This is a genomic window from Pantoea sp. RIT-PI-b, from assembly GCF_001187905.1.
GTDB lineage: Bacteria > Pseudomonadota > Gammaproteobacteria > Enterobacterales > Enterobacteriaceae > Pantoea > Pantoea nemavictus.
Window position 1 is genome coordinate 97,719 of record NZ_LGIS01000007.1, and the last position, 24,982, is coordinate 122,700.

21 protein-coding genes and 1 riboswitch are annotated in these 24,982 nt (G+C 53.1%); of the genes, 13 read left to right on the plus strand and 8 right to left on the minus strand.

Annotated features, from left to right (window positions below; translation table 11 throughout):
• Nucleotides 1-167 precede the first annotated feature (167 nt).
• Nucleotides 168-986: an undecaprenyl-diphosphate phosphatase gene (gene bacA, locus AC790_RS00610; RefSeq protein WP_049850610.1), complete on the plus strand. Its 819-nt coding sequence runs from the start codon at nt 168-170 to the stop codon at nt 984-986.
• A gap of 18 nt (nt 987-1,004) precedes the next feature.
• On the opposite strand, the gene AC790_RS00615 is transcribed toward bacA, so the two are convergent.
• A complete protein-coding gene (locus AC790_RS00615) occupies nt 1,005-2,237 on the minus strand; it encodes a multifunctional CCA addition/repair protein (protein ID WP_049850611.1) in 1,233 nt (410 codons plus the stop codon).
• Between the two features lie 142 nt (nt 2,238-2,379).
• Nucleotides 2,380-3,003, minus strand: a complete 624-nt coding sequence (locus AC790_RS00620; RefSeq protein WP_008103426.1) for a TIGR04211 family SH3 domain-containing protein — start codon at nt 3,001-3,003, stop codon at nt 2,380-2,382.
• Nucleotides 3,004-3,207: 204 nt separating this feature from the next.
• On the opposite strand from AC790_RS00620, the gene AC790_RS00625 reads away from it, so the two are divergent.
• The 3 genes from AC790_RS00625 to hldE all read left to right on the plus strand — a co-directional run bounded on the left by AC790_RS00625 (nt 3,208) and on the right by hldE (nt 8,888).
• Complete coding sequence (locus tag AC790_RS00625) at nt 3,208-4,518, plus strand: inorganic triphosphatase (RefSeq protein WP_049850612.1); 1,311 nt, start codon at nt 3,208-3,210, stop codon at nt 4,516-4,518.
• Between the two features lie 25 nt (nt 4,519-4,543).
• Nucleotides 4,544-7,402, plus strand: a complete 2,859-nt coding sequence (gene glnE, locus AC790_RS00630; RefSeq protein ID WP_049850613.1) for a bifunctional [glutamate--ammonia ligase]-adenylyl-L-tyrosine phosphorylase/[glutamate--ammonia-ligase] adenylyltransferase — start codon at nt 4,544-4,546, stop codon at nt 7,400-7,402.
• Between the two features lie 61 nt (nt 7,403-7,463).
• The gene (gene hldE, locus AC790_RS00635; protein ID WP_009127668.1) at nt 7,464-8,888 is read left to right on the plus strand and encodes a bifunctional D-glycero-beta-D-manno-heptose-7-phosphate kinase/D-glycero-beta-D-manno-heptose 1-phosphate adenylyltransferase HldE; all 1,425 of its coding nucleotides are present in this window, start codon (nt 7,464-7,466) and stop codon (nt 8,886-8,888) included.
• Between the two features lie 36 nt (nt 8,889-8,924).
• Here the strand turns inward: hldE and AC790_RS00640 are convergent, their stop codons facing one another.
• Nucleotides 8,925-9,230 (minus strand): accessory factor UbiK family protein, encoded by a 306-nt coding sequence (locus AC790_RS00640; protein WP_008103418.1) that lies wholly within the window; start codon nt 9,228-9,230, stop codon nt 8,925-8,927.
• Between the two features lie 171 nt (nt 9,231-9,401).
• A riboswitch (FMN riboswitch) is annotated at nt 9,402-9,551 on the plus strand.
• Between the two features lie 104 nt (nt 9,552-9,655).
• On the opposite strand from AC790_RS00640, the gene ribB reads away from it, so the two are divergent.
• Complete coding sequence (gene ribB, locus AC790_RS00645) at nt 9,656-10,312, plus strand: 3,4-dihydroxy-2-butanone-4-phosphate synthase (RefSeq protein WP_049850614.1); 657 nt, start codon at nt 9,656-9,658, stop codon at nt 10,310-10,312.
• Nucleotides 10,313-10,369: 57 nt separating this feature from the next.
• On the opposite strand, the gene AC790_RS00650 is transcribed toward ribB, so the two are convergent.
• Nucleotides 10,370-10,753: a cell wall hydrolase gene (locus tag AC790_RS00650; RefSeq protein WP_009127672.1), complete on the minus strand. Its 384-nt coding sequence runs from the start codon at nt 10,751-10,753 to the stop codon at nt 10,370-10,372.
• Nucleotides 10,754-11,082: 329 nt separating this feature from the next.
• Between AC790_RS00650 and ygiD the strand changes: the two genes are divergently transcribed.
• Nucleotides 11,083-11,868, plus strand: a complete 786-nt coding sequence (gene ygiD, locus AC790_RS00655) for a 4,5-DOPA dioxygenase extradiol (protein WP_049850615.1) — start codon at nt 11,083-11,085, stop codon at nt 11,866-11,868.
• Between the two features lie 38 nt (nt 11,869-11,906).
• On the opposite strand, the gene AC790_RS00660 is transcribed toward ygiD, so the two are convergent.
• The 3 genes from AC790_RS00660 to tolC all read right to left on the minus strand — a co-directional run bounded on the left by AC790_RS00660 (nt 11,907) and on the right by tolC (nt 15,366).
• Nucleotides 11,907-13,070 carry a glutathionylspermidine synthase family protein gene (locus tag AC790_RS00660; RefSeq protein WP_049850616.1) on the minus strand — a complete coding sequence of 388 codons (1,164 nt, stop codon included), beginning with the start codon at nt 13,068-13,070 and terminating at the stop codon, nt 11,907-11,909.
• A gap of 8 nt (nt 13,071-13,078) precedes the next feature.
• Nucleotides 13,079-13,753 carry a DUF1190 family protein gene (locus AC790_RS00665; RefSeq protein WP_009127679.1) on the minus strand — a complete coding sequence of 225 codons (675 nt, stop codon included), beginning with the start codon at nt 13,751-13,753 and terminating at the stop codon, nt 13,079-13,081.
• 140 nt (nt 13,754-13,893) lie between these two features.
• Nucleotides 13,894-15,366, minus strand: a complete 1,473-nt coding sequence (gene tolC, locus AC790_RS00670; RefSeq protein WP_009127681.1) for an outer membrane channel protein TolC — start codon at nt 15,364-15,366, stop codon at nt 13,894-13,896.
• Between the two features lie 213 nt (nt 15,367-15,579).
• Here tolC and nudF point away from each other — a divergent pair, with 213 nt between their 5' ends.
• The 5 genes from nudF to parE are packed head-to-tail and all read left to right on the plus strand — an operon-like array spanning nt 15,580 to nt 20,034.
• Entirely contained in the window at nt 15,580-16,215 is a 636-nt protein-coding gene (gene nudF / locus AC790_RS00680) for an ADP-ribose diphosphatase (RefSeq protein ID WP_049850617.1), read from the plus strand.
• The gene (locus tag AC790_RS00685; protein WP_008103400.1) at nt 16,212-16,637 is read left to right on the plus strand and encodes a DUF1249 family protein; all 426 of its coding nucleotides are present in this window, start codon (nt 16,212-16,214) and stop codon (nt 16,635-16,637) included. The genes nudF and AC790_RS00685 overlap by 4 nt, the downstream gene beginning before the upstream one ends.
• Before the next feature lie 42 nt (nt 16,638-16,679).
• Nucleotides 16,680-17,507, plus strand: a complete 828-nt coding sequence (gene cpdA / locus AC790_RS00690) for a 3',5'-cyclic-AMP phosphodiesterase (RefSeq protein WP_009127687.1) — start codon at nt 16,680-16,682, stop codon at nt 17,505-17,507.
• Nucleotides 17,508-17,510: 3 nt separating this feature from the next.
• Nucleotides 17,511-18,092 carry an esterase YqiA gene (gene yqiA, locus AC790_RS00695; RefSeq protein WP_049850618.1) on the plus strand — a complete coding sequence of 194 codons (582 nt, stop codon included), beginning with the start codon at nt 17,511-17,513 and terminating at the stop codon, nt 18,090-18,092.
• 46 nt (nt 18,093-18,138) lie between these two features.
• Nucleotides 18,139-20,034: a DNA topoisomerase IV subunit B gene (parE, locus tag AC790_RS00700; protein WP_049850619.1), complete on the plus strand. Its 1,896-nt coding sequence runs from the start codon at nt 18,139-18,141 to the stop codon at nt 20,032-20,034.
• A gap of 29 nt (nt 20,035-20,063) precedes the next feature.
• Here the strand turns inward: parE and AC790_RS00705 are convergent, their stop codons facing one another.
• A complete protein-coding gene (locus AC790_RS00705; RefSeq protein WP_049850620.1) occupies nt 20,064-21,536 on the minus strand; it encodes a tetratricopeptide repeat protein in 1,473 nt (490 codons plus the stop codon).
• A gap of 94 nt (nt 21,537-21,630) precedes the next feature.
• Between AC790_RS00705 and AC790_RS00710 the strand changes: the two genes are divergently transcribed.
• A complete protein-coding gene (locus AC790_RS00710) occupies nt 21,631-22,530 on the plus strand; it encodes a LysR substrate-binding domain-containing protein (RefSeq protein WP_049850621.1) in 900 nt (299 codons plus the stop codon).
• A 266-nt stretch (nt 22,531-22,796) separates the two neighbouring features.
• Nucleotides 22,797-24,956, plus strand: coding sequence for an Ig-like domain-containing protein (locus AC790_RS00715; protein WP_049850622.1), 2,160 nt, complete (start codon nt 22,797-22,799; stop codon nt 24,954-24,956).
• Nucleotides 24,957-24,982 lie beyond the last annotated feature (26 nt).

Here is a 24,982-nt window from a genome sequence, read left to right on the forward strand (position 1 = left end):
AAACCAAACCAAATTATGGTGTGTCTCACTTGAGGCCGCTGCGCTAACTAACAGATCGTGCCCGAATTTCTTAAGGTTTCCTTCAGCGTGGCGCAGGCATAATTTCAGGCGGTAGCCCTTTGCGACCGCCTTTTTACTGTTTAAAACGGATAGAGGAAATAATTTTGATGGCAGACATTCATCAGCTTTGGGTAGCTGCAATCCTGGGGATTGTAGAAGGCCTCACGGAATTCCTGCCGGTCTCTTCCACGGGCCATATGATTATCGTTGGCCACCTGCTGGGCTTTGAAGGCGAAACTGCAGAAACCTTCGAAGTGGTGATTCAGCTGGGTTCAATCCTGGCGGTGGTGGTGATGTTCTGGCGTCGCCTGTTTGGCTTGATCGGCATCCATTTCGGTGAGGTTAAGCACGAAGGCGTCGGCACCGGGAAATTGACGCTGATTCATATTCTGCTGGGTATGGTGCCGGCGGTGGTGATTGGTCTGCTGCTGCACGATCAAATCAAAACGCTGTTTAACCCGATCAATGTGATGTACGCGCTGGTTGTCGGTGGTGTGCTGCTGTTGGTCGCGGAATATTTTAAGCCAAAGCAACCGAAAGCCGTCGGCGTGGACGATATCACTTATCGCCAGGCGTTTATGATTGGCTGCTTCCAGTGTCTGGCGCTGTGGCCGGGCTTCTCGCGCTCGGGTGCAACGATTTCAGGCGGTATGCTGATGGGCGTGAGTCGTTATGCGGCGTCGGAATTCTCGTTCATTCTGGCGGTGCCGATGATGATTGGCGCTACCGGCCTCGATCTCTATAAGAGCCTCGGATTCCTGACGATGCAGGATCTCCCGATGTTTGCCGTTGGTTTTGTCACCGCCTTCATTGTGGCGCTGCTGGCAATCAAAGTGTTCCTGGAACTGATCAAGCGTATTTCGTTTGTCTCTTTCGCCATCTACCGCTTCATTGTCGCGGCAGTGGTTTACGCCATCTTTATGTAATGCGTAACACGCGGCCAGTTAAGCTGGCCGCGTGTTAATCAACTCCGCTTGCAGCATCGCAACACGTCGACGCGTTAACTCTTCCCGCACTTCTGCCCCTTTAAAGCCTGCGGCCACCACATCTTTGGTTGGCACGGCTTGCGCCAGCGTAAACGCCTGACGTAAATAGTCACCTTGCGGATAAGCCATACTTTCCAGACCTGCGCGACCGCGCGCATCGGCTTCACTGGTCAGCGCCATCTTTTCCACACGATCGGGCTTGCGCCATGCATCAATACGATCAAACAACGCGATCAGCGCCTCAGCTGGCTGGCGCTCAATGGTGTGCACCACATCGTGAAATTCGGTTACCACTAACGCTAAATCACGCACCTGATTGGGCACACGCAGGCGCTGGCACAGCGCTTCAACCAGCGGTACACCCGCCAGGCCATGACCATGATGACTCGGCCATTTTTCTGGAGGCGTTAGCGCTTTGCCAATATCGTGGAATAGCGTGGCGAAACGCACGTCAAGTTGATCGGAAAGCGCAGCCGAGAGGGTGAGCGTCATCAGCGCATGCACGCCAGTATCAATTTCGGGATGCCACTTAATCGGTGCTGGAATGCCGTACAGATTATCGATTTCCGGGAACAGCACCTGCAGCGCACCGCAATCACGCAGCACCTGGAAATAGACCTGTGGATTACGCGTCAGCAGCGCTTTTTCCGTCTCTTTCCACACGCGTTCGGCGGTGAGATGCGCCAGTTCGCCACTGCTGGCCATTTCACGCATTAGCGCCTGAGTTTCATCTGCAATGCGGAAATTAAGGTGGGCAAAGCGGGCGGCAAAACGCGCCACGCGTAATACACGCAGCGGATCTTCATTGAAGGCGGCGGAAACATGGCGCAGCAGGCGTTGAGCTAAATCGCGTTGGCCACCATAAGGATCGATGAGTTCGCCGCTGTCGCTTTGTGCGATGGCGTTGATAGTGAGATCGCGGCGCTGTAAATCTTGCTCCAGCGTGACATCTGGCGCGAATTGGGTCACAAACCCGGTGTAACCGTTACCGCTTTTGCGCTCGGTACGTGCCAACGCATACTCTTCACGGCTACGCGGATGCAGGAAAACCGGAAAATCCCGCCCAACCTGCTGATAACCTTCAGCCAGCATCGTATCGGGCGTAGCGCCCACCACGACCCAATCTTTATCTTTTACCGGCAAACGCAGTAAGGCATCGCGCACTGCGCCACCGACCAGAAACGTCTTCACTCAACCACTCCAGAGGCAAATCAGAAATTGCGTGCTCAACACGCTTGTTACTTTATTGTTGCATACTTTGGCTAAAAATCGGGCACGCCAAAAAGGGCATCTTACGATCCCCTCAAATAAAAGAACAAATCTGCGTGGAGTATTAGTTCATCCAGCGATCGTTTTTCTTGCGGCGCGGCACCATGTGCGGCAGCAACAGACCCAGCAGCAGACCAACGCCCAGCACGCCGCCACCATACATAAACCACTGCATGATGATGGTGCGCTGTTTGTCATCCAACTGCACATTGGCGGCACTGACTTTCTTCTGCGCGACAATCAGCTCGTTTTTCAGCTTTTGATTCTCAGCTTTCAGGCCATCAATGGTGCCGTCGCTATTGGCGACTTTGTTCTGCATCTCAGAAGTGCGCTGATTCCAGCTGTTATCAATGTTCGCCAGCTTAGCTGTCAGGTCTTTGACCTGCTGCTCCAGCTGCGGCACGCGAGTGCGCAGGCTGGGATTGGCGCTCAGCTGTGACAGTGGGATCCAGTTAGTTTTGCCTTCTGCATCACGAATCTGGCCATATTGCGAGTCGTTGTTGGTTTGCAGCAAGGTCACTTCCTCTCCGGCGTTCAGCTTGCCGATCAGGCGATATTGATCGCCCGGACCGCTGCGCACCCAAGTGGATAATTCATCGGAGATGTAACGCTTTTCGTCAGCAGCATGAGCAGGTGTGATGGCGCTGAAAGCCAGCAAAGAAAGGGCAGCAAGTGTGATTTTTTTCATTCGATGTCGTTTTTTCTTAATGGCGTAAAATTACCGGCACAGTCTGGAGACGCTTCTCATAAATCTGAATGAGAACTATCCTGGTCTCAATCTGGTGCGAAAAGGGTCGTAAAAGCACAAGAAAGCGGAGACAGCGGGCTTCCGGTGCATTACTCTTCGCCAGATTAAACTCGTAAGTGCCAGCAGCGTATTGAATAAAAAATTATGACCATTGAAATCGAATTAAAGTTCATTGCCACACCGCAAGCCGCCGAAAAACTGGCTGAAAAGCTTGCCGCCTGGCCACATCAGCACGTCGCCGCGCGCGATCTGACCAACATCTATTATGAAACCGACGATAACCAATTGCGTCGCTGGGATATGGGTCTGCGTATTCGGGGTATTGACCAACGCTATGAGATGACGTTAAAAGCCGCCGGTAAGACCGTTGGCGGTCTGCATCAACGTCCGGAATACAACGTCGATATCACTGAGCCGCAGCTGGATATTGCGCGCCTGCCGGCAGAGATCTGGCCACAGGGCACCGATGTCGCCCTGCTGCAATCGCGGCTGGAACCACTGTTCAGCACACACTTCCAGCGTGAAGCCTGGCTGGTGCAGTTTGGCGACAGTGAAATTGAGGTCGCGTTTGACCGCGGCGCAGTAACAGCGGGTGAGTTCAGTGAGCCGCTTTATGAAGTCGAGCTGGAGCTCAAAAGCGGTCAGCGCGCAGATATATTGAAATTTGCCGAAGCGCTCATCGCCATGGGGGGATTACGTCTCGGCAGCCTGAGTAAAGCAGCACGCGGTTATCAACTGGCACAGGGCAACCTGCCACGTCCACGTCGTCCACTTCCGCTGCAGAAGATTGCCGCCAAGGCTTCGGTAGAGCAGGGCATGATTAATGCCATGACCGCTGCACTGAATCATTGGCAATATCATGAGGAAGTGTGGCTGCGCGGCAATAAAGAAGCTAAAGCGTCGGTGGTTGAAGCGCTGGAAACGCTGCGCCAGGCATTCTCGCTATTCGGTGCATTGGTGCCGCGCAAGGCGAGCAGCGATCTGCGACAGCAATTAACCCGTCAGGAAGAGCTGCTGGCCGACGAAGAGATAAATGCCGAGGCCGCATGCTTCTCATCCATCTCCGTTGAAGCTCAGTTAGCGCTTACTCACTGGCTCGTTGAGTCACAATGGCAACGCTGGCTCGATGACAAGAGCAAAAGCAAGCTGCAGGGATCGTTCAAACGTTTTAGCGACATTATGCTGAGCCGTATTGCGGCCGATCTCAGAGAAACATTCGTCGACGTGCAACTCTTTAGTGAATTCCAGGATAAAGCCACACGTTTGAATCGCCAGCTGCTGGCGGTGAACTTGCTGGCGGGTGCTTATCCAGCTGAAGAGGTAAACAGTTGGCTGGAAGGCTGGCTGGAGCTGCAGCATGCTATTCGCATCAAGCAAAATCACGGTTTGATTCAGCTGGTTAATCTGGCAATTAAAACCACGCCGTTCTGGCTCAACAGCGGAACAAAACGCTAACGAAAAATCCAATCAGGGAGAGAAGATGTTGTTACCGTTACCGGCGCTAATGCAGGCGCAGTTAGCTAATGTGGCAGAGAGACTTAATTTGCCGCCCTCAGCGTTCACGCCAGAGCAGGCAGGTGCGCTGGCCTTTAGTGACTTTATCCTTGATAACCTGCAGCAGCATCCCGAATGGTGGCAGCATCTGCAGCAACAAGCCCCTGCGCCGGATGAGTGGCAGCATTACGCCCGCTGGCTGAGCGATGCGTTGCAATCTGTTGATAATGAAACCTCCCTGATGCGTGAACTGCGATTGTTCCGCCGTCATATGCTGGTGCGAATCGCCTGGATGCAGGCGCTGCAGCAATCCAGCACCGAACAGAGTTTGCAACAACTGAGCTCGCTGGCGGAGATTCTCATCGCCGCGGCGCGCGATTGGGTTTGGCAGGATTGCAGCCGTGATTTCGGTACGCCTTGCAATGCTGCCGGTGAAGCCCAGCCAATGCTGATTCTTGGCATGGGTAAACTCGGCGGCTGCGAGCTTAACTTCTCATCTGATATCGATCTGATTTTTGCCTGGCCGGAAAACGGCGTGACGCAGGGCGGTCGGCGCGAGCTCGATAATGCGCAATTCTTTACGCGCATGGGGCAGCGGCTCATTAAGGTATTGGATCAGCCAACCGTGGATGGATTTGTCTACCGCGTTGATATGCGGCTACGTCCCTTCGGCGACAGCGGTCCGCTGGTGCTGAGCTTTGCTGCACTGGAAGATTATTACCAGGAGCAAGGTCGCGACTGGGAACGTTATGCCATGGTTAAAGCGCGGCTGATGGGCGACGATCACGGTCATTGGAGCCAGGAGTTGCAGCAAATGCTGCGTCCTTTTGTCTATCGACGTTACATCGATTTCAGCGTGATTCAGTCGTTGCGTAATATGAAAGGTATGATTGCACGCGAAGTGCGTCGGCGTGGACTGAAAGACAACATCAAGCTCGGTGCTGGCGGCATTCGCGAAACGGAATTCATCGTGCAGGTGTTTCAACTGATTCGAGGCGGACGTGAGCGCTCACTACAACTGCGCTCCTTGCTGCCTACGCTAAAAGCTATCGGCGAGCTGTCTCTGTTAAGCCAGCAGCAGGTTGATCATCTGCGCGCAGCCTATCTGTTCCTGCGTCGGCTGGAAAACCTGCTGCAAAGTATTAATGACGAGCAAACCCAAACGCTGCCGGAGAATGAACTCGATCGTCAGCGTTTAGCCTGGGCAATGGGCGCGGCAGATTGGGACGCATTAATGGCGCAGCTCGAGCAGCAAATGGCAGGCGTGCGCGCTATTTTTGATGAGCTGATTGGTGACGATGCACCGGATGTGGACGATCAGCCACAGTTGGCCGAATTTGCTGGCCTATGGCAGGACGCGCTGGAAGAGAGCGATCTCATCCCCGTCGTACCGCAGTTAGCGGATGCGCAACGTCATGCGCTTTACCATGCGCTTAACAATTTCCGCCAGGATGTTAGCCGTCGCACTATCGGCCCACGTGGTCGTCTGGCGCTCGATCAGCTAATGCCGCGTCTGCTCAGTGAAGTCTGCCCACGGGATGATGCGGATGTCCTGCTGAACCGACTGACACCGCTGTTGCTGGGGGTGCTGACGCGCAGTACCTATCTTGAGCTGCTCACCGAATACCATGGCGCACTGCGTCATCTGATTCGCCTGTGCGCTGCATCGCCGATGGTTGCCAGCCAGCTGGCGCGCTATCCGCTCTTGCTCGACGAGTTGCTTGATCCTGCCACGCTCTATCAACCCACCGCTACCGATGCATACCGCGACGAGCTGCGTCAGTATCTGCTGCGTATTCCCACCGATGATGAAGAGCAACAGCTGGAAGCTTTGCGCCAGTTCAAACAGGCGCAGCATCTGCGCATCGCCGCTGCCGATATTGCTGAAACTTTACCGGTAATGAAAGTGAGCGATCACTTAACCTGGCTGGCTGAGGCGATTATCGAGTCGGTGGTGCAGCAAGCCTGGCAAATGATGGTGCAGCGTTATGGTCGTCCATCGCATCTCACCAGCGATAGCGAGCGCGGTTTTGCGGTTGTCGGTTACGGCAAACTCGGTGGCTGGGAGCTGGGGTATAGCTCGGATCTCGATTTGGTGTTCCTGCACGACTGTCCGGATGATGCTGAAACCGATGGTGAACGCATTATTGATGGCCGGCAGTTCTACCTGCGCCTGGCGCAGCGTGTAATGCATCTATTTAGTACGCGAACGTCGTCCGGCATTTTGTATGAAGTTGATGCGCGCCTGCGTCCTTCAGGTGCCGCAGGCATGCTGGTGAGTACCTTTGCTGCCTTCGATGAGTATCAGCGCAGCGAAGCCTGGACCTGGGAGCATCAGGCGTTGGTGCGTGCGCGTATCGTGTTCGGCGAACCCGCGCTGTGTGAACGCTTTGACGATATCCGACGGGGCATTCTATGCCTGCCGCGTGAGGCGGGCGTGTTGCAAACAGAAGTGCGCGAAATGCGCGAAAAAATGCGTTCCCATCTCAGTAACAAACATAAAGGCCGCTGGGAAATTAAGACCGATGAGGGCGGTATCACTGATATTGAATTCATCGCGCAATACCTTGTCTTAGGCTACGCCGCCGAGCAACCGGCGTTAACGCGCTGGTCCGATAACGTGCGTATTTTTGAACTGATGGCACGGCATAACATTATGCCGGAAGAGGAAGCGCAGGCGTTGACGCATGCCTACGTGACGCTGCGTGATGCGCTGCATCACCTCGCGCTGCAGGAGTTGCCGGGACATGTCGCCCCTGATGCCTTTGCCGCAGAGCGAGCGGTGGTAAACAACAGCTGGCAGCGTTGGTTAAGCGCTGCCGAATCTGATCGCGCGGAACGGTGAGCCACAAAGCTTATATGTTATTATCCGCGCATAATTTTGACCGTAGTCTGGAGTCTCTGGAATGAAAGTAACACTGCCCACTTTTGGCAAGGCCACTGTGCTGGTCGTCGGCGATGTCATGTTAGATCGCTATTGGTATGGCCCTACCAGCCGTATTTCTCCGGAAGCGCCGGTGCCGGTGGTCAAGGTGGATACCATTGAAGAGCGTCCAGGCGGAGCGGCTAACGTTGCGATGAACATTGCTGCGCTCGGTGCCGCTTCACGCTTAATTGGCCTTACCGGCGCCGATGACGCCGCGCGCGTGCTGAGTGAAACTTTACAGCAGGTGAATGTCGACTGCGATTTTGTGGCGGTAAAAAGCCATCCAACCATCACTAAACTACGCGTATTGTCGCGCAATCAGCAGCTCATTCGCCTCGATTTCGAAGAGGGTTTTGAGCAGATTGACCCGCAGCCGATTCACGATCGTATGCGTCAATCGCTGACTGAGATTGGTGCGCTGGTGCTGTCTGATTACGGCAAAGGTGCGCTAAACAGCGTCCAGACGATGATTCAGCTGGCACGTGAAGCCAAAGTGCCAGTATTGATTGATCCCAAAGGCACCGATTTCGAGCGTTATCGCGGTGCGACGCTGCTGACACCAAATTTATCTGAATTCGAAGCGGTAGTGGGCAAGTGTAAAACCGTCGACGAAATCGTTAGTCGTGGTATGCAGTTAATCGCAGATTACGAACTCTCCGCACTGCTGGTGACGCGTTCAGAAAACGGCATGACGCTGCTGCAGCCGGGCAAAGCACCGCTGCATCTGCCAACGCAGGCGCAGGAAGTGTATGACGTTACTGGTGCGGGCGATACGGTAATTGGCGTGCTGGCTGCCGTGCTGGCGGCGGGTGACAACCTTGAAGAAGCCTGTTTCCTCGCCAATGCTGCAGCTGGCGTGGTGGTCGGCAAGCTGGGTACCTCAACAGTCAGCACGGTTGAGCTGGAGAACGCGATCCATGCGCGTCCGGAAACCGGATTTGGTGTGATGACCGAAGCCGAGCTGAAAACTGCCGTTGCTCATGCGCGTCAGCGCGGTGAAAAGGTGGTTATGACCAACGGCGTGTTTGACATCCTGCATGCGGGACACGTTTCTTATCTGGCGAATGCGCGCAAGCTGGGCGATCGACTGATTGTGGCTGTTAACAGCGATGCTTCTACCAAACGTTTGAAAGGCGAAACGCGTCCAGTCAATCCGCAGGAAAACCGCATGATTGTGCTCGGTGCTTTGGAAGCGGTCGATTGGGTGGTGTTGTTCGAAGAAGATACGCCGCAACGTCTGATTGCTGAAGTGCTGCCGGATTTGCTGGTGAAAGGTGGCGATTACAAGCCTGAGGATATCGCGGGAAGCAAAGAAGTGTGGGCGAACGGCGGCGACGTGCGTGTGCTCAACTTTGAAGATGGCATCTCAACCAGCAACATTATTAAAACCATTCGTAGCCATTAAAGACTAGCGGGCGGGAGAGGGCTCCCGCCCAAAAAATCACTGTGGCGTATCGATTTTACCAGCAGGATCTGGCGTGATAATCGCTGGGGCTGGTGCCGCAGGACTTTCACTCTCTAATTTCGCCAGGCGCTGTTCCAGTGCGGCTAATTTCTCGCGGGTACGCAGCAGAACCTGTGTCTGCACATCAAACTCTTCACGGTTAACCAGGTCCATACGCGTCAACTGCGCCTGCAGGACCTGACGGATTTTCTTTTCGACATCGTCGCCAAAATCGCGAATACCTTTCGGCATAGCTTCATGTACCTGGCGAGCCAGTTGTTCAATTTTTTTCGTGTCGATCATGATTATTTCCTGGTTACGGTGGCCGATAGCAGCGCGTGTTCGGACTCAATAAGTATTAAGTGTAATGCCTGAAACGAAAAGGTTAAACCTGAAATCAGCAACGCAGGAAATGCAAAAGCATTTGCACTTTTGTCGATTGCCCGACCAGATGATTGGCGTTATAGTTTACCCGCTTATTCTCAGGGCGGGGCGAAATTCCCCACCGGCGGTAAATCAGCTTCGGCTGAAAGCCCGCGAGCGCTTTCTCTGCAAAGTGAAAGGTCAGCAGATCCGGTGTAATTCCGGAGCCGACGGTTAGAGTCCGGATGGGAGAGGGTAACGACATCAGCCGGGCTTCGCCCGCGTCACGTTTTTGCCATGTGTTTTGTACGCACTCCTAAGCACGCCCTGGTTCTGGTAACTCATATTTTATAAGGTTTTTTACCATGAATCAGACGCTTCTTTCTGAATTTGGCACGCCTGAACAGCGTGTAGAACGCGCCATTAATGCGCTGCGCAACGGCCGCGGTGTAATGGTGCTTGACGATGAAAATCGTGAAAACGAAGGTGATATGATCTTCCCGGCAGAAACCATGACCGTTGAACAGATGGCATTAACCATCCGTCACGGCAGCGGTATAGTTTGCCTCTGCATCACTGAAGAACGCCGTCAGCAGCTTGAACTACCGATGATGGTGGAAACAAATACCAGCGCTTACGGCACCGGTTTTACGGTGACGATTGAAGCCGCGACCGGCGTGACAACCGGCGTTTCTGCCGCCGATCGCATCACCACTATTCGTGCTGCAGTTGCAGATGGCGCTAAGCCTTCGGACTTAAACCGACCGGGCCATGTTTTCCCGCTGCGTGCGCGTGAAGGCGGGGTTTTATCACGTGGTGGACATACTGAAGCCACCATCGATCTGGTAACGTTGGCTGGATTTAAGCCGGCAGGCGTACTGTGCGAGCTCACTAATGATGACGGCAGCATGGCGCATGCGCCAGAAGCAATCGTGTTTGCGAAACAACATGATATGCCGGTAGTCACTATTGAAGATCTGGTTGCGTATCGTCGTCAGCGTGAAACGCGTCAGGCCAGCTAACTGAAGTGATTGAGAAGAAAGAGGCCGGATGAAATATCCGGCCTCTTTTTTTATGGCTTAACGGCTGGCGTAAAAAACATGATTGCCAATGACAACCGTGCGTTCGAAGGAGTGACGCCATGCGGGTTTAACGCTATGGGCATGAAAAAAGGTTGCTCCTTTCGTTACATCCTGTAATTCCCCTTCCACAATTTTCTTTGCCAAATTTCTGGCGCGTTGCCAGCTTTTGTCCTCTTTAGGTGGATGACGATAGGGATCTTTCTTTAGAGATGTCCAGGAGAACTGTTTAGGTGCGTACACCACGGGACAGATCTCTTTGACATCCCAGTTGGCCCGATTCATGGTAACCGTGCCAACGGCGATTTGCCCTTTAATCGGCTCTCCACGCGCTTCATGGTAGATATTCAGCGCCAGACACAATATTGCTCCCTGAATTAACATAACTTTCCATTGCTCATTTTTCTAAAATCGCGTGGAGTTTAGAAACAGGATTCAATGGATGTAACAAGACCGGTCTGGCTCGGTCTTACGTGTAAGCTATATCACTGATTTATCAAAAGAGCTGGCACCATATTGCGACAAATCTTGCATCGGCTTTTTCAACGAAGTTCCTTAAGTCCCTCCTTTATCTTTTAAAGAGTACTGAGTTTTATGCGTTATTTTTTATTCAAATTCCCTGATGAAGATCATCACGCTTATCAGCGTTAATCCCAGCGCCAAAGCGCGTATCGTAGCGATTAACAAAGCAACACTTCGTCAGAGGATTAATTATGAGTCACGCTCGCATGCCCGCGCTTTTCCTTGGCCACGGTAGCCCAATGAACGTACTGGAAGATAATCGCTATACCCAAGCCTGGCAGCAGCTGGGCGAGATATTGCCACGCCCACGCGCTATTCTTGCCGTTTCAGCGCACTGGTATACACGCGGCACGGCGGTGACGGCGATGAAAAATCCACGCACTATCCATGACTTCGGCGGTTTCCCGCAGGCATTGTTTGATGTGCGCTATCCAGCACCAGGTTCGCCTGAACTGGCTCAACAGGTGATTGATTTACTTTTGCCGATTGCTGTTCATGCCGATCAGGAGTGGGGCTTTGATCATGGATCCTGGGGCGTGCTGGCAAAAATGTATCCAGACGCCGATATTCCGGTCGTGCAGCTCAGCATCGATGGTACTCAACCTGCCGAATGGCACTATCAGCTGGGCCAAAAGTTGGCGTCATTGCGTGATGAAGGGGTGATGATCGTTGCCAGCGGTAACGTGGTGCACAATCTGCGTATGTTGCGCTGGCAGGGTGCTGAAACCGCGTATCCGTGGGCAGAGAATTTTAATCAGTTCGTCCGTGAAAATTTAAACTTCAAGGGCGACGCAGCAGATCATCCGTTGGTGAACTTTATGCAGCATCCCGATGCGCAGCAGTCCAATCCAACGCCTGAACACTATTTACCGCTGCTGTATATCCTGGGTGCACGCGCTACGGATGAGGCAATCACGATTCCGGTGGAAGGAATGGAGATGGGTGCTATCAGTATGCTGTCGGTACAGATTGGCTAAAAAGCGCAGCCGCCCGATAATCGCGGGCGGCGCAGCCTTTAATCGATAAAGGTGTGTGGATAGAAACGGGAGAGATCCTGAGTGATCAATGCGCGATCTTCTCGCAAACCGATGCCGGCAGGCTGATCGTCAATTAGCCAGCTACCAATCAAGGTGTAGCTATCACCAAATTTAGGTAACGGGTAGAACTGCTGGATGATCATGCCTTCTTCGCCATATGGCCCATCGGCACGCGCGATTTCCTGCCCGTTTTCAATAATGCGAATATTGGCGCCTTCGCGCGAAAACAGCGGTTTCACCACATACTTGTCCATCTGCGGGGCATTTTCATCATCGGCGAAATAGGCTGGCAGCAGGTTGGGATGATTAGGGAACATCTCCCACAGCAGCGGTAACAGCGCTTTATTGGAAATAATGCTTTTCCACGCGGGTTCAAGCCAACGTACGCCCGCATCTGCTAGCTTGGTAGAGAACACCTCGCGAAGCATGAATTCCCACGGATAGAGCTTAAACAGATTACTGATGACCTGATCGTTTACATCAGTAAACTGGCCCCTTTCACCCAAGCCTATCTCATCAATATAGAGAAATTCACTCGGCATACCGGCTTCAGTCGCGCAGTCTTGCAAATATTGCACTGTCGCGCGATCTTCGTCGGTATCGCGACAGCAGGAGAAGTGCAGCCAGTTAAAACCATTCTGCTGATGTAGCGTGGCGAAGCGCTCAATCAGTTTTTCTTGCAGGCTATTGAACTGATCGCTGCCCTGCGGCAGATTGCCCGCCTGGATTTGATCTTCCAGCCAGATCCATTGAAAGAATGCCGCTTCGTAGAGTGAGGTTGGCGTATCGGCGTTATTTTCCAATAGCTTAGCGTCACCCTTACCATCCCAGGCGAGATCAAGGCGCGAATAGAGCGAAGGTTGGCGCAGCTTCCACGAGTCACGCACGAAATCCCATGTGTGCTTAGGAATGCAGAAACGCGTGAGCAGCGCATCGCTGTTCACCACTTTTTCTACCACTTGCAAACACATCTGATGCAGTTCGGCGGTGGTCTCTTCCAGCTGTTCAACCTGAGCAAGCGTGAACTGGTAGTAAGCATCTTCACACCAGTAAGGCTCGCCATACATGGTATGAAACTGAAAACCGTACTCGGCTGCTTTTTCACGCCAGTTGGGGCGTTCGGGGATGGCAATACGTTGCATGCTACGACTTAGCCTCCCAGCGAGCGGCTGCCCGTGCCGGAGGCACTGCTGCGCTGCATGGTGTTTTGTTTTGCCACGCTGTCACCAAAGCCGCCGCGAGTAATGGTGGAAGTGGTCGCCGGTTTAGGCGCCATTGCCGTTTTCGGCACGTTCATGGTGCGGCCCGAGGTAGCATTGCCGTAATTTTTACCCGCCGCATCAACAAATTTACCGTTTGCCGGGCTGTTTGGATTTTTCGGTGAGAAGAGCGGCTGCTGAGCGAAGCCTGCACCGCCACTCATCATTCGGCCCATCATGTAACCGGCCATCAGTGGCATCCAGAAGCTACCGCTCTGCTGCGCTTCTGCATTGTTAGCGGTGGTACCAACGCCCGCTTGCGCAGGTGTTTGCTGACACTGATTTTCGCCAAACTCAGCAACACAATCTTCGCGTGTCTTATATTTTGGCGCCGTGCGTTCGGCTTCTTTCAGAGCGTTGTTATACGCAGTGGTACATTGCGCGCTCTGGCTTGGGTTGGCTTTTGCACAATCATCGGCGTTTTGATACAGCGATACCGTTTCATCACTCTGCTCGCAGCCTGCCAGCATAAACACTGCGCTAACGGCAAATGCGACCGGCGTTAAGTGGCGTGCCTGCCAGCTTTTACGAAAAGCAGCATGGCGAATATTTTTCGTCCGTTTCATTATTTTCATCCTGTGCCCAAAGGTGGGTTTAGGATAGGGGATGAGCGGTGGAAAATGAAGCGCGAAGCCAGATGGGGAAAGGATCTTTACGAAGCTATACGAATGAATGCGAAAGGGGCCGCATGCGGCCCCTTAGGGAATTAATTACCGAATGGATTTCCGCTGCTGCGCGCGGCAGCTGGACGGGCTTGTGCGGCGGCTGAAGGCGATGACGCCTTAGGACCGTTATCCACACGCGCGGCTTGCTGATTATTCTCCGGCGCCACCACTTCTGGCGTCGTGGTTATCTCTTTGCCTAGCGTGCTGTTCAGCTGCTGCAGATCCTGCTCGTTCAGCGTACCCAGCGCATATTTAATATTCAGCTGGTTAATCAGATAGCTGTAACGTGCATCTGAAAGCTGCTGCTTGGCATTAAACAGCGTAGTGGTCGCATCCAGCACATCAACGATGGTACGGGTACCAACCTGATAGCCAGCTTCCATCGCATCCAATGAGCTTTGCGCAGACACGACAGCCTGCTTATAAGCATCAATGCTGCTGATCGACGCATTCACGTTGTTGAATGACGAACGTACAGTCTGCACAGCGCTACGGTGTGCGCCTTCCAGTTGTTCGCTGGCAGCGACATAGTTGTACTGCGCCTGTTTCACCTGAGAGGTGACCGAGCCACCGCTGTACAGTGGCATGGTGAAGCTCAGACCAACCTGGTTAGAACCGGTGATTGAATCAGTGCTGCCTGCGCTCTGGTTAGCGCGGCTACCGCCGTATTTACTGTTGGACATACCGGTTGAAGCGGTCAAATCCAGCGTCGGCATATGGCCGGTTTCTGCGGAGCGAATCTGCTCACGTGCCAGGTCCTGGCTCAGACGCGCTGACAGCAAAGTCAGGTTGCGGCTTTCTGACTCTTTCAACAGGTTGGCAACGGCGTCCGGACGTGCGGTTTTGAAACGATCGATATTCAGTGAAGCCAGCGACAGATAATCCATGCCGGTAATCTGGCGCAGAGATTCCACGGCGTTATCGAGGTTGTTACGCGCGGTGACTTCATTAGCCAGCACGGTGTCATATTGCGCACGGGCGTTTTGCACGTCAGTGATTGCCACCAAACCTACGTTGAAGCGCTGAGTGGTTTGATCCAATTCGCGGTAGATCGACTGTTTCTGTGCTTCGGTGTAAGAAAGCGTATCGATTGCCTTCAACACGTTGAAATAGGCAGTTGCGCTGTTCAGAATCAGGTCTTGCTGGGCAACCTGATAAGTGACGTCTTGAATACCGGCTTGTTTTTCCTGCAGCGACAGCGCACGCCATTTCGACATATCGAAAATAGTTTGAGTTAATTGCAGAGATGCGCTGGTCGTGTTGGAATGAAGTCCGCTGCTGTCACGGTAACCGTTGTTATAAGTGTAATCTGCGCCCAAGCCTAACTGCGGCAATAAAGGACTACGCGCTTCATTGATTTTCTCAAATGCAGCGTCGCGGTCAGCGGCGGAAGCACGCAGATCGGGGTTGCTAAGGCGCGCCTGCTGGTAGACCTGCAACAGGTTTTCTGCCTGGCTGGCAAGGCTGAATCCGCCCAGGCTCAGTCCAATAAAAAGTGGGAGCAGTTTTTTCATTTGCATTCCTTTTGTTGCAGCAAAATGCACGGGTAGTGCTGCAGGTAAGCCAAAAAAATAATCGCCGATTCTACAGAGGCGGCGTCAGAGATAAGTTGGCTGAACGTGCCTTCTTCCCCTAATTTACGTAAATAATTCAAAAAGAACCACTCGGACGGAGCGGTATACTTGGCTTTTCTTTGCTCCATCCCAATCTGCATAAGGAATCAGACGATGATGAGTGAAAAAAAATCCCCTGTGACTTTCACAAAAAACGATGTAGAAATTATTGCACGCGAAACGCGTTACGATGGTTTTTTTTCCATTGTCAGCTACCGTTTCCGCCACCGTCGTTTTAATGGCGAAATGAGCGGTGAAGTGGTGCGCGAAGTTTTTGAGCGCGGACACGCCGCCGTGCTGCTACCCTATGATCCCTTACGTGACGAAGTGGTGCTGATCGAACAGATCCGCATTCCGGCTTTTGATTCCAGCCCAACGCCCTGGCTGCTGGAAATGGTGGCTGGAATTATCGAGCCCGGCGAAACGCCGGAAGATGTCGCACGGCGTGAGGCAATAGAAGAAGCCGGCCTCAAGGTTGGCCGTGTAAAACCGATAGTGAATTACTTAGCCAGCCCAGGCGGAACGTCTGAACGTTTGTCGGTGCTGGTGGGCGAAGTGGATGCCAGCCTGGCAGAGGGAAATCACGGGCTGGAGGAAGAGAATGAGGATATTCTTGTCCATGTAGTAAGCCGCGAACAGGCTTACCGCTGGGTGGAAGAGGGGATTATTGATAACGCAGCATCTGTCATCGCCCTGCAATGGCTGGCGTTGCACCATGAAAAACTACGACAAGAGTGGAAGCTAAAATGAAACAGCGCTATACCCCTGACTTTCCCGAAATGATGCGTCTGTGCGAAACCAATTTCGCCCAGCTGCGTCGCCTGCTGCCGCGCAATGACGAGGCAGGTGCATCGGTGATCTATCAGGTGAATGGCGCCAGCTATCAGCTCACCATCGAAGAATCAACGCGTTACACCACGCTGGTTGAAGTGCGTCAGGTGGCACCCGCGGTGAGCTACTGGAGCCTGCCTTCTATGTCGGTGCGGCTCTACCATGATGCGATGGTCGCTGAAGTGTGTTCCACTAAACAGATCTACCGATTTAAAGCGCGCTATGATTATCCTAATAAAAAATTGCATCAGCGCGATGAAAAACATCAGATTAACCAATTCCTTGCGGATTGGTTGCGTTACTGCTTAGCGCACGGCGCTGTGGCTGTACCGGTCTGCTGATAGCGTGAAACGCAACAATGGCGTGGAGATTAAGGAAACGCTTTGGATAGCCTGCTAACTCTTCCTGCGGTAGATGGGTCTGGTATCAGGATTTTACAAATCACGGATACCCATCTTTTTGCAGGAAAACATCAATCGCTGCTTGGGGTGAACACCTGGTCGAGTTTTGCTGCAGTGCTGGATGCCATTGAGGCGCAGCAGCAGCATTACGATCTGATTATCGCCACTGGCGATCTCGCTCAGGATCATACCGTTGAAGCCTACCAGCACTTTGTAGCGGGCATTTCGCGTCTGCCAAAGCCTTGCGTCTGGCTACCGGGCAATCATGATTTTCAACCGGCGATGGTTGATACGCTGGCCGATGCGGGCATTAAGTCGGACAAGCACGTTCTTTTAGGCGATCACTGGCAGTTAGTATTGCTGGATAGCCAGGTGTTCGGCGTGCCGCACGGCATGTTAAGTGAATATCAGCTGGAATGGCTGGATACCGCGCTGCGCAAGTATCCGGAGCGTCATACTTTGGTGCTGCTGCATCATCATCCGCTGGCGTCGGGTTGTACCTGGCTGGATCAGCACAGCTTGCGCAATCCCCATCAGCTGGAAGCGGTACTGCAACACTTCCCGCGCGCACGAAATCTGGTGTGTGGCCATATCCATCAGGAACTCGATCTCGACTGGCATGGGCGCCGCGTCATGGCTTCACCCTCCACCTGCGTGCAGTTCAAACCCCATTGCACCAACTTCACTATTGATACGCTCGCCCCCGGCTGGCGCTGGTTTACCCTGCAGCCTGATGGCACGCTGGAAACCGAAGTGAACCGCCTGCAAAGCGACATGTTCCGTCCCGATCTTGATTCCGAGGGCTACTAAGCCATGGCGGCACTGATTTATCTGCACGGCTTCAACAGTTCTCCGCAATCGGCGAAAGCCACGCAGCTGCAGCAATGGCTTAGCGAACAGCATCCGCATATTCATGTCATGGTGCCACAATTACCGACCTTCCCGGCTGAAGCCGCCATTATGCTGGAAGAGTTGGTCATGCAATATGCGGGTGAACCCCTTGGTCTGGTGGGATCGTCGCTCGGTGGCTATTTTGCCACCTGGCTGTCGCAATGTTTTATGTTGCCGGCGGTGGTGGTGAATCCCGCCGTGCGGCCGTTTGAGCTGCTGGTGGATTACCTGGGAGAAAATCGTAATCCCTACACTGGCCAGCAATATGTGTTAGAGTCTCGCCACATTTACGATCTGAAAGTGATGCAGATTGACCCTCTCGAAGCGCCCGATTTACTTTGGCTGCTGCAACAAACCGGCGATGAAATACTCGACTATCGCCAGGCGCTGGAGTATTACAGCGCATGCCGCCAGACGGTTGAAGAGGGCGGCAATCATGCCTATATCGGATTCGAACGCCATTTCGCACAAATAGTTGATTTTCTGGGATTAAATCCTCAGTAACGCTGTGAGATGGGGCCATTTTCCTATTGCCAATCAGACATATACGATGAGCCAATCAAGCTATAATGCCGATGCCATTGAGGTCCTGACCGGCCTTGAACCGGTGCGTCGTCGTCCGGGGATGTACACCGATACCACGCGCCCAAACCATTTGGGCCAGGAAGTGATCGATAACAGCGTCGATGAGGCGCTGGCCGGTCACGCCAAGCGCGTTGAAGTGATTCTTCATGCCGATCAGTCGCTGGAAGTTATTGATGACGGTCGTGGCATGCCGGTGGATATCCATCCGGAAGAGGGCGTGCCTGCGGTTGAGCTGATTCTTTGTCGCCTGCATGCGGGTGGTAAATTCTCCAACAAAAACTATCAGTTCTCTGGCGGCCTGCATGGCGTAGGGATCTCGGTGGTGAATGCCTTATCAAAGCGCGTAGAAGTGACCGTGCGCCGTAACGGCGAAATCTATCAGATTGCCTTTGAAAACGGCGATAAAGTGCAGGATCTTACCGTTACCGGCACCGTCGGAAAACGTAACACCGGCACCAGCGTGCACTTCTGGCCGGATGAAAGCTTCTTTGATAGTCCACGCTTCTCGGTTTCTCGTTTATCACATCTATTAAAAGCGAAAGCGGTACTCTGCCCGGGCGTAGAAATTGTCTTTAAAGACAAGGTCAACGACACCGAACAGACGTGGATGTATCAGGATGGCCTGACGGATTATCTGTGTGAAGCCATTGACGGCTTGCCGACGCTGCCAGAAAAACCCTTCGTCGGCAGCTTTGCCGGCGACGTTGAAGCGGTGGATTGGGCGCTGCTGTGGCTACCGGAAGGCGGTGAGCTGCTGACGGAAAGCTACGTCAACCTGATCCCGACCATGCAAGGCGGCACGCACGTCAACGGCCTGCGTCAGGGATTGCTGGATGCAATGCGCGAGTTCTGTGAATTCCGCAACATTCTGCCGCGTGGCGTGAAGCTCTCGGCGGAAGATATCTGGGATCGCTGTGCGTACGTGCTGTCGGTGAAGATGCAGGATCCACAATTTGCCGGTCAGACCAAAGAGCGCTTGTCATCACGTCAGTGTGCGGCGTTCGTCTCAGCCGTAGTAAAAGATGCCTTCAGCCTGTGGCTGAACCAGAATGTGCAGGCAGCTGAAATGCTGGCCGAGCTGGCGATCTCTAGCGCCCAGCGTCGTATGCGTGCCGCCAAGAAAGTGGTGCGTAAAAAGCTCACCAGCGGGCCGGCATTGCCTGGCAAGCTGGCTGACTGTACCGCGCAGGATCTGAACAAAACTGAACTGTTCCTCGTCGAAGGGGATTCTGCTGGCGGATCCGCCAAGCAGGCGCGCGATCGCGAGTATCAAGCGATCATGCCGCTCAAGGGTAAGATCCTCAATACCTGGGAGGTCTCTTCAGACGAAGTGCTGGCCTCGCAGGAAGTGCATGATATTTCAGTGGCGATTGGTATCGATCCCGATAGCGAAGATTTGAGTCAGCTGCGTTATGGCAAGATCTGTATTCTGGCGGATGCGGATTCCGATGGTCTGCACATTGCCACCTTGCTGTGCGCGCTGTTTGTGAAGCATTTCCGCTCGCTGGTGCAGCACGGCCATGTCTACGTAGCGATGCCGCCACTCTACCGCATCGATCTCGGCAAAGAAGTCTATTACGCGCTGGATGAAGATGAGAAAGAGGGCGTGCTGGAGCAGCTCAAGCGCAAGAAAGGTAAGCCTAATGTGCAGCGCTTTAAAGGTTTGGGTGAGATGAACCCGCTGCAGCTGCGCGAAACTACGCTCGATCCCAATACGCGTCGTCTGGTCCAGCTCACGGTCAGTGACGAGGATGTCGATCAAACGCTGCGTGTGATGGATATGCTGCTGGCGAAGAAACGTTCGGAAGATCGCCGTAACTGGCTGCAAGAGAAAGGCGACTTAGCCGACCTCGAAGTGTAAAAATAAGGGACGCCGCGGCGTCCCTTTTTTTATGGCTGCAAGGCGTGTTTCACGCGTGCGATCACGTCGCTCCACTCTTCATCCTGCCCACGCGCAAACAGTCGCATCTGCGGGTACCACGGTGAATCCTCGCGATCCGCCAACCAGCGCCAGTCGCGAGCCCATGCCGGTAGCAATACCCAGCAAGGTTTGCCCAGCGCACCCGCCAGATGAATCACCGAGGTATCCACCCCAATGACCAGATCCAGCTGTGAAATGACCGCAGCGGTATCCTGATAATTGGCGAAGCGGGCGCCATAAGGTTGCACCTGCGGGAAATCAATAACCTCCTCCTCGCCCGCGCCTTTTTGCAGGCTAATCCAATGCGTATTCGGCAGATCAAACAACGGCGCAAGCTGTGACAGGTGTGCAAGCGATCGCTGGCTATCATTTTTATGTCCGCTCGATCCTTTCCACACGACACCGATTTTTTTGCCAGTTCCTGCAATCGGCCACTGTTCCTGCTGCTCAGTTGAGCTGAACAAATAGGGATGTTCGGCACTAAAAGGCTGGACTGAGTCGAGGAAATGCTGCGGCAAATCTAACAGCGAGCACCAATAATCGACTTTGGGCAGTGAATGCTGTTTATCTTCCCTAACCAGATAGCTATCAACGTGTGCCAGCGTCACCATCAAGGGTTTGAGGGCGTTACTGCCCAGCATAAGCACCTTGTCAGCCTGCTTTTCCGTTTTCACCCGTGAGAGAAAACGACAGAACTGAATCTCATCTCCCAGTCCTTGCTCGGTGCGCACCAGCAGCGTTTTACCGCGCAGATCTTCGCCCTGCCAGTAAGGAAACGGCAGCGTAGGTAAGGAAAAGAAACGGTCGGGATTATCTAACGCGTAACGAGCCTGATAATTGCGCCAGCCGGCGGAAAAATTGCCCTGTTGCAGCTGCACCATGCCAAGCGCGTTACGGCAGCGGCGATCGCTGCGTCGTTCACGCAGCACCTGCTGCATCAGACTTTCGGCTTCCGGCAGCTGGCCCATATGCGCGAGCAAGGTGCTCATGCCGTAGCGGGCTTCGGTATAATCCGGCTTGATATGTAGCGCCAGGCGATATTGTGCGAGTGCGGCGTGATAACGATGCTGTTTATGCAGCAGAATGGCGTAGTTATTGTGACAGGCGGCGTAATGGGTATGTGCCTTAAGCGCAGCCTGGTAACAGGATTCTGCTTCAGAGAAACGCCCAGCGTCATAGTGGGTTAAACCTAAGCCATTCAGTAATCCGGCATCCTGCGGCGTCACTTTTAACGCGCGCTGATAGTAGCGCTGCGCCAGCTCCAGTTCACCGTTGCGTCGCGCCAGACGTGCGGCCTCATGCAGAAACCAGCTATCGTAAGGTACCAGCGTCAGGTGCGCACGGATCTTGCGCCAGGCTTCATCCTGTCGTCCTTGCTGCAGCAGCTGAGTTACTGCCTGCTGCTGACGTAGCTCGTTACTCATCCGAGGTTTATGGCGCATTATGTTATCCTGCCGCTGGTGAAAGTGGCGTAATCTACGGCAAAAGTTGCTGCTCAGGCGCTAAGACAGGTCTTGTTCTCAGGGAGATGGAAGAGTGAAAATCACGCTGGAAGAGTTACGCGCATGGGTGGCGGTGGTAGATACCGGTTCGATCACTGCGGCAGCGGAACAGTTAGAGCAAACCAGCTCCGGTATCAGCCGCGCGTTGAGTCGTCTGGAAGGCAAGCTGCAAACCACGCTCATGCATCGCACCACCAGACGTCTGGCGCTCACCGAAGAAGGACTGATTTTTCTCGACCATGCGCGGCAGATTCTGGCTTCCGTTGAGCAGGCAGAAGAGCACATCGCCCAGCGTCGGGATATCCCTTCAGGACGGCTGCGCGTCAACGCTAATACGCCTTTCACGCTGCACGTGATTGTTCCGCTGGTAGCGGAATTCCGTGAGCGCTATCCGCAGATTCAGCTGGAACTGAACACGGATGACATTGTGATCGATCTGCTGGAACAGCAAACCGACATCGCCATCCGCATCGGCGAACTGCGAGATTCAACCCTACGTGCGCGTGTGCTCGGCAGCAGCGCCATCCGCCTATTAGCTAGTCCCGGCTATCTGGAAAAGTTTGGTGTCCCTGAAGATGTTGCGGCGCTGGCAAATCATCAACTGCTGGGTTTCAGTCAACTTGATGCCCATAACGTCTGGCCGGTGTGGCAGCGTGAAGGTGAGTTTTTGCGCATCAAGCCAACGCTTTCCGCATCCAGCGGCGAGACGCTGCGCCAGCTGGCGTTAGCTGGACAAGGCATTGTGCGCTTATCTGATTTTGTCAGCCGCGAAGATCGTGTCAGTGGCCGCCTGGTGCAGGTTCTACCCGATGACACTCGCGAACTGCGCTTACCCATCCACGCTGTGTATTACCGCAACCAATCCCTCACCTCTCGCATTACCTGTTTTCTGGATTTTTTACGTGAAAAAATTCAGGAAAACCATCTGCTTTAGTCCTCTTCCTGACTCATCCCTCACCATGTTTATTCTCCGTGATTTTCATTAAATAACCATTAATTCAATTAGTTAATGAGTTAATCCCTTTTTGGGCAACGTTTGGAATTATTTATTTCTTAACGGGACGTTTCTTATGTCTCGGAAATCTCTCTTTCCGGATTATGACGCTCACTTTGAGCCCACATCCGTGGGTTAAGCCAGGGAGATTGCTGCGCTTGTCCGCAATCGAGCAATCAAAATTTAATGTACGGAAGGGATTAACCATGAACGTTTCGCCCGTGAGTGTTGCTGTTATTGATAAAAAAACAATAACCAAGGCCGAAGTATTACGTACCGGCAAAGATGGCAAGGCGGCAAAAGTCCAGGCCATTACTAATGGCAAATATTTGCTGACCCAAAATAATGACGGTGTTGCGCCAGAAAACATTACCGTCAAGCGCGTAGGAAAGAATCTGTTAGTGATGCTGGAAGGCTCTGACGCTAACGATCCCGATCTGATTATCGAAGACTTTTTTGCCAAATCTGGCGCACTGGTCGGTAAAGCCGAAGATGGCGAAATGCATGAGTACGTCGCTACCGATGGCGATGCCGATCATGATGCTGCCGCGTTGGCTGATGGCGAAACCAGCTCGCTGGCCTTGGGCGAAGGAGCTTATGTTGATACCGCAGGCGGCTTTGATCTGGCCTCCGGCTTTGAATGGTCACCTGCGCTGATTGCGCTGGGTGGCTTAGCAGCCATTGCGGCGGCGGCTGGCCTTGGCTATGTGGCGGCGAAAGAGCAATACCAGGACAGCAATAACGGCGGTAACAGCGGTAACGGCGGCGGTGATAACGGACAAGGCGGCGGCGGTAGCGGCGGCAGAGACGTACATGTTCCGGTCGTGAAAGGGCTATTCGATGACGTAGGCAGCATCACAGGTCCAATCGCCAAAGGTGGCAGAACGGATGATGTGACTCCAACGCTTAACGGTACGGGCTCTAAAGGTAATGTCATCGAGATTTGGGATGGCGAGAAGAAAATTGGCGAAACGACCGTCGGTGCAGACGGCACCTGGTCATTTACGCCAGGCACGGCGCTGGGCGCCGGCGAGCACAGCATCACTACGCGTGAACGTAATGAAAAGGGCGTGGTAAGTGAGAAAAGCGAAGCGTGGAAATTTATCGTTGATCTGACCGCACCAAATCACGGCACCATCGATAAGATGCTCGACGATAGCGCTAATCCAGCGAAAGAGATTAGCAATGGTGGCGTGACCAATGATAAAACGCCCGTTTTGTCTGGCAAAGCTGAAAAGGGCTCTACCGTCGAAATCTGGAAAGATGGCAAGTTGGTAGGTACGGCGAAAACCGACAGTGAAGGTAACTGGAAATTTATCAGCCCGGAGTTATCCGAAGGCAAGCATGATTTCAGCGCTGTAGTGGTTGATGAAGTAGGTAATAAAGGCCGACCATCGGACCCGTATATTGTTGAGATTGATACCACAGCGCCAGAAAATAAAGGCATCGGTAAAATCAGCGATGACGATGGTAAGCCCATCGAGAATGGCAACGAAACGGAAGACAGAACGCCTACCTTTGGCGGTGAAGGTGAGAAGGGTGAAATCATCACCATCATCGATAACGGCAAGCCAATTGGTAGCACCATTGTTGGCGATGACGGCTCATGGACTTTCACTCCAGAAAAACCTATTGATAACGGCGAGCATGAATTCCAGATTATCGTAAAGGATCCCGCCGGCAACGAATCTGAGCTGTCTGATAAAGTCATTATCGATATTAAAGATCCGGAAGGTCCCGTAAATCCGGGGGAAGTGATCCCCGATCCGAACGTGCCCGTAACCGGTAGCATTGAGGCCCTGTTCAAAGATAATAATCCTGGAGGCACGAAATTCTTGGTAGGTAATCATATCTCTAATGACACCACGCCAATTATCGAAGGTAAGGGAGTTGCAGGGGATACTGTTTATCTGTGGGTTACCGGTTCTAAAGGCCACACCTACTACTCCACGACTATAGGTGCTGATGGTAAATGGAGTTTTACCTTCCCGGAACTGGCTGAAGATAAGTACAAGCTTGAGGCCGCTTTCAAGGATGCTGATGGTGTCGTAACCGCAAAAACACCTGTTTTTGATTTTGAAATCGATATTACGCCGCCGCCGCGACCAATCCCTAAAATTGATGGGGTCGATTTTGATGAACTAGGCTTATCCGATTTGCTGTCAGATCAAGGTCATTCTCTATTTAGCGATCAGCAGGAAGAGAGTGTTCTACTTCACGATTTGAAAGCAATGTTGCTAAATGATATTTCGTTCAGCGCTGATGCCAGCGGAAATAGTGCCTCGGGTGTATTGGCTGCGAATAATTCAGCGAATAATACTACTCATCAAATGAATGATCTCCTTGATCAGATATCACACGACTAATTATTGAGATAAAGAGAAACAGGTAT